The organism is Streptomyces sp. NPDC057743 (assembly GCF_042798755.1).
Classification (GTDB): domain Bacteria; phylum Actinomycetota; class Actinomycetes; order Streptomycetales; family Streptomycetaceae; genus Streptomyces.
Genome location: NZ_JBHVJX010000094.1, coordinates 1 through 4,324, shown reverse-complemented (window position 1 = coordinate 4,324; position 4,324 = coordinate 1). Strand labels below are relative to the sequence as shown.

6 protein-coding genes are annotated in these 4,324 nt (G+C 70.1%); 2 read left to right on the top strand and 4 right to left on the bottom strand.

Annotation, left to right across the window (positions count from 1 at the left end; genetic code table 11):
* Positions 1-203 (bottom strand): response regulator transcription factor (locus tag ACFVFQ_RS38335; protein WP_383425320.1); only part of this gene is annotated, 203 nt, incomplete at its 3' end.
* A gap of 262 nt (positions 204-465) precedes the next feature.
* Here ACFVFQ_RS38335 and ACFVFQ_RS38330 point away from each other — a divergent pair.
* Positions 466-981, top strand: a complete 516-nt coding sequence (locus tag ACFVFQ_RS38330) for a hypothetical protein (protein WP_383425318.1) — start codon at positions 466-468, stop codon at positions 979-981.
* A 542-nt stretch (positions 982-1,523) separates the two neighbouring features.
* Here the strand turns inward: ACFVFQ_RS38330 and ACFVFQ_RS38325 are convergent.
* The 3 genes from ACFVFQ_RS38325 to ACFVFQ_RS38315 form a co-directional block, all read right to left on the bottom strand.
* Positions 1,524-1,871 carry a hypothetical protein gene (locus ACFVFQ_RS38325; RefSeq protein ID WP_383425316.1) on the bottom strand — a complete coding sequence of 116 codons (348 nt, stop codon included), beginning with the start codon at positions 1,869-1,871 and terminating at the stop codon, positions 1,524-1,526.
* A 256-nt stretch (positions 1,872-2,127) separates the two neighbouring features.
* Positions 2,128-2,307 carry a hypothetical protein gene (locus ACFVFQ_RS38320; protein ID WP_383425315.1) on the bottom strand — a complete coding sequence of 60 codons (180 nt, stop codon included), beginning with the start codon at positions 2,305-2,307 and terminating at the stop codon, positions 2,128-2,130.
* 94 nt (positions 2,308-2,401) lie between these two features.
* Positions 2,402-3,262, bottom strand: a complete 861-nt coding sequence (locus ACFVFQ_RS38315) for a universal stress protein (RefSeq protein ID WP_383425313.1) — start codon at positions 3,260-3,262, stop codon at positions 2,402-2,404.
* Between the two features lie 303 nt (positions 3,263-3,565).
* On the opposite strand from ACFVFQ_RS38315, the gene ACFVFQ_RS38310 reads away from it, so the two are divergent.
* On the top strand, positions 3,566-4,054 hold the full coding sequence (locus ACFVFQ_RS38310) for a PP2C family protein-serine/threonine phosphatase (protein WP_383425311.1): 489 nt from the start codon (positions 3,566-3,568) through the stop codon (positions 4,052-4,054).
* Positions 4,055-4,324 lie beyond the last annotated feature (270 nt).

Below are 4,324 nucleotides of genomic sequence, written 5' to 3'. Positions count from 1 at the left end.
AGGCGGACGTCGAGCACCGCCACGTCGGGTCGCAGCGCCGGTCCCCGAGCCAGCGCGTGGTCCGCCGTCCCGGCGTCCCCCACCACCTCGATGTCCGGCTCGGCTCCCAGCAGATCCTGAAGGCCCCGCCGTACGACCTCGTGGTCGTCGACGAGGAAGACCCGGATCGGACACCGAGGTGAGAACGAAGCCGCCTGGCTCATCATGCCTCCCGCTTCCACGCCGTCCCTCAGCCCATCGTGCCCCTCGTCCATGGAGGTCGCGCCCCGGACGGTATACCAGGGCCGAACGGGACCCGACCCGGTCGATCTCCGCGCGCTCCGGCCCCCGTTCCGGGACTGTTCGGCCCTCTGCTGCCAGGACCGGGGGTGGCACGCTCGGAGCAGCAGCGGAAAGGGGTGCACGATGCCTGTGCCGAAGCCTCGCCCTCCGTGGCGGGACCGCCCCATCCGTCGGGGTACGGACGTGGCGCAGTCCTGGATGGCTCTGCTCGCCGGACTCCTGGCCCTCGTGCTCGTGCCGATATCCGGGGTGGCGACGGGGCGGGCGGTCACCGCGGCGGTGTACCAGCAGCACGCGCAGTGGCACCGCACCAGCGCCACGGTGCTCCAACAGCCCTCCGGTCCGGTCGGCATCGACACCGGAAACAGCGCCGGAGGCCAGGTCTACGCAAAGGTCCGGTGGGTGACCCAAAACCACGTCCTGCACACGGGGGAAACGGCCACGGCATCCGATGCGCGCGTCGGAGACCGGACGTCGGTGTGGTTGGACCGACACGGAGCGCTCGTACGGGACCCCGGCAGCCCGACCGACATCACGGCCATGGGCGTGGTGGCCGGCATCACGACCGCGTGCGGCACCGGGCTGCTGGTCCTCGGCGCGGAGCGGGTCGGCGTATACCTGCTGGACCGCAGGCGCTACGCCCAGTGGGATCGTGACTGGCGAGAACTGGACGCCCAGTGGCGGCACCACCATCAATGATCTCCGCAGCCCACTCCGTCCGTGTGGCGACGACCGGATCGTCGACGCCCGTTCGTCACTCCGGGATGCCGCCGGCTCCAGGATCGGGTCACTCGTCTGGCAGGACCGTTCGGCCCTATCGCGTCCGGGTTCCCCGCAGTTACCCGGAACCGCACGGTCGGTCGTGTGCGCGCCCTCAGATGCAGACGTACCGGAAAGGACCGAGCGGGGCACCGTCGCGGAGGTTGCGAAAGGTCGCAAGGGCGAATCCCACTACGAGGTGCGACGCACGACGGCGATCACGGTGGCGGCCAACACCGCGGTGGAGCACTCCCCGGTGCGGCCGCCCCCGCCACGGCCTGGGCGTTCCGGTGGTGGAATCGCCGCCTGCAGATCCGGCGTTGGCGGCCGGCGTCCTTCTCTGCGGTCGGGGCGCCCTGTCCGCGTTGCTCGTGCTATGTGACCTGCCGCCGGAGGCCGCGATCGGGGGCGCTGGCGTAGCGCCATCTGCTGCTGGGCCTTCCAACCGGCCGGCTGGGCACGCTGAATCGGCGTCACTCCGGTCACTCATCGAGCCCGGCGGAGCGTTCTCCTGTCCTGCTGGGCTGGCGGCACTGCCCCGGCGGGGAGCTGAGCACGTCACGACCGCGGCCTGCGGCGTGTGCGACGTTGCCCAACCGGGGTGCCAGGGCCGGCCGTTGCCTACGTCGCCCGAGCACCAGCAGGTCGGCGTCGGCTGCCTGGTGCACCAGGGCCCCGGCGGGGCTCTCCAGGCGTACGGCGTCGGCTACCTGTACGCCGGTGAACCTCCGGCGCCACGGGCGCAGCGCCTCGTCCAGTTCCTTCCGGGCGTCCGCCGTGATCTGCCTGATGGCGCCGGAGTCCATCGCCCACGGCACGTACGCCGCCACCGGCAGGCTCCGTCCGTGAACGGCGTGCAGGACTGGAGGCGGGCGACGGCTGCCTCGTTCGCATCATCCAGGCCGGCCGCGGCGGCCGGGCGCCGAGCGTGGTCCCAGGTGAAGTCCGCGAACGGGGCGTTCACCAGTGGCAGGTGGACCCAGATGGCGGTGATCCAGCCGCCAGTGGTGCGGACGAGGACGCGGGAGAGGTCATGGGGAGCGTAGGGCACTTCCCACAGCCCCGCTTGGCCGCGTGGCCGGAGTGCTACCGCCGCCACGGCCCCAACTCGGCGGTGTCGTAGGTGCGGTGGCCGATGCGGATGCCGTAGTCGTTGACGGCCCGCCAGGTCACCGGCAGCAGCTCCAGGTCGTCCTCCCCGCGCGGCAGCAGCGGCAGGTAACCAGCCGCCGCGACCAGGGAGGCGTACGTGTCGTTTGGCGACATCGCCTTCCCCGACCTAAACGGGTCGCGCAGGTCGAACTCCGTGCGGCGTTCCACGGGGCTGTCCCCGCCCGTGCCCGCTCGGCCTGGATGAGCCTCAATCGGAACGCGGTGCGGGATGCGGCCGGACGACCGCCAAGGGGCACTGGGAGAACTGCAACAGTTGGTGGCTGACCGAGCCCAGTGCCAGGCCGCGGAAGCCGCCACGGCCGCGGGAACCGACGACCAGCAGGTCCGCCCGGTCCGACGCACGGGCCAGCGCGAGCATCGGGTCCTCCTCAGGCAGGTCCTTCACCACCTCCACCTCGGGGTACCGCCGAGCCAGCGGAGCAAGCCACTTCGCCAGATCTTCCCGGTGCCTTGTGGCCGCTTCGTCCAGCGCGCCACCGGTCGTCATGGCGTGCAGCCCCGGACGTATCCAGGCATGCACCGCCTGTAGCGGGATACCGCGCAGGGACGCCTGCTCGAAGGCGTACGCCAGAGCGGCGTCCGAGTGCGCCGAGCCATCCGTGCCCACCACGATGCGGTTGTGGCCGGTGGTGAGCTGGTTGACGACGACTACGGGGCACGCTGCATGTCCGACGACCTGCAACGCCACCGAGCCCAGCAGCAGGCTCCCGAAACCGCCCGTGCCCCTGGTGCCGACCACGAGCGTGTGGGCGTGCTCCGACTCGGAGAGCAGCGCGGCAGGCGGAGCCCCAGTGGGTAGTGCGGAGGTCACTTTCAGGTCCGGATGCGCCTCCTCGGCGATCATGGTTGCCTCGGCAACCACCCCCTTGTCGCGTTGGCCCAGTTCCCCGGCATGTCCTTCAGCGGTGACGGCGTATTCGTGAGCCGGGGACAGCACGTGCACGATGCGCAGTGCACGACCCCGTGATGCGGCCTCGTGGACCGCCCATATCAGGGCCCGCAAACTGCGCCCAGAACCGTCGACCCCGACGACGATCGGTCCGGTCATCACTACTCCCTCGTGTGAGAAGCCGAAGTTCGGCGAGCGCCTGGTCTGCCCAGGCACAGCCCTTTTCGGCCTGGAGACGAGCTCGCCTTCCCCGCCAGGCTCCTGCGTTCGAACTGCGGGGGAGGCAGTGAACGAACCTCCCTCTCCTCACGGTTGTCGAGATCGGACATTCATGCTTGGGCCCTCCGGCCCTGCGCCGGGAGTCGACCAGATCGGATTCGGGTCCCGTCCGACCGCACAGGCGACAACGGGTGCCTTTCGGCGAGGCACGGTTGAGCGTCAGCATCGAAAACTCCCGCTCGTATGATGGGGCAGGCCCGCAGCATGTTGCGGGCGCTGGCCTTCGACCGGGGTGGGCCGCCCGGTCTGAGCGTCTCACGCCTGGATCGTGCTCTGACGATGTTCGAAGAACCTCCCGCTGCCACGCTGGTGCTCGGCCGCCTCGAACAGGATCGGGCGGAGTACACCCTCGGCTGGAGCAACGCCGGACACCTGTCACCGCTGCTGATCGACGCGGACGGGAGCACCCGCTGCCTGGTGCCCCCGCGCCACGGAATCCCGGTGGGCATCGACGCGTCCGTGCCCCGGTTCACCCACGAGCACCCACTGCCGCCCGCCGGCACCCCGCTGCTGTTCACTGACGGGTTGGTCGAGCGCCGTGACCAGGACATCGACTCTGGACGGGACGACCTGGCCGGACGAGCGAGCCGCCTGGCCACGACCCCGCTGGAGGAGTTGTGCGATGCGCTGGTCACTTGCGGCGACCGGACGTGCTCCTGGCGGACACAGTGAATCTTGGTCGTGACTCCTCCTACCAGGAGTCTTCTTGCGTTGCCGAGCCGCCCAACTGACGGACGGTGCCACCAGGTTGGAAATCAACCAAGGGAAATCGTCAAAAGGCGACGACACGGCGACCGGCGCAGACTGATGGTTATTCAGGCGGGGAGGGGCGCCGTCCAGATGAGGTGGGTTCCGCCGTCCTTTGGTGTGTTGATGGTCAGGGATCCGCCGAGTTCCTCGGCTCGTTGGGCGAGGTTGTGTAGGCCGCTGCGGCGGTTGGTG

Excerpts from the sequence above, each read along its gene's own strand:
- ACFVFQ_RS38320 (WP_383425315.1), bottom strand. The coding sequence starts at position 2,307 with ATGTCGCCAAACGACACGTACGCCTCCCTGGTCGCGGCGGCTGGTTAC.
- ACFVFQ_RS38315 (WP_383425313.1), bottom strand. The coding sequence starts at position 3,262 with ATGACCGGACCGATCGTCGTCGGGGTCGACGGTTCTGGGCGCAGTTTG.
- ACFVFQ_RS38310 (WP_383425311.1), top strand. The coding sequence starts at position 3,566 with ATGATGGGGCAGGCCCGCAGCATGTTGCGGGCGCTGGCCTTCGACCGG.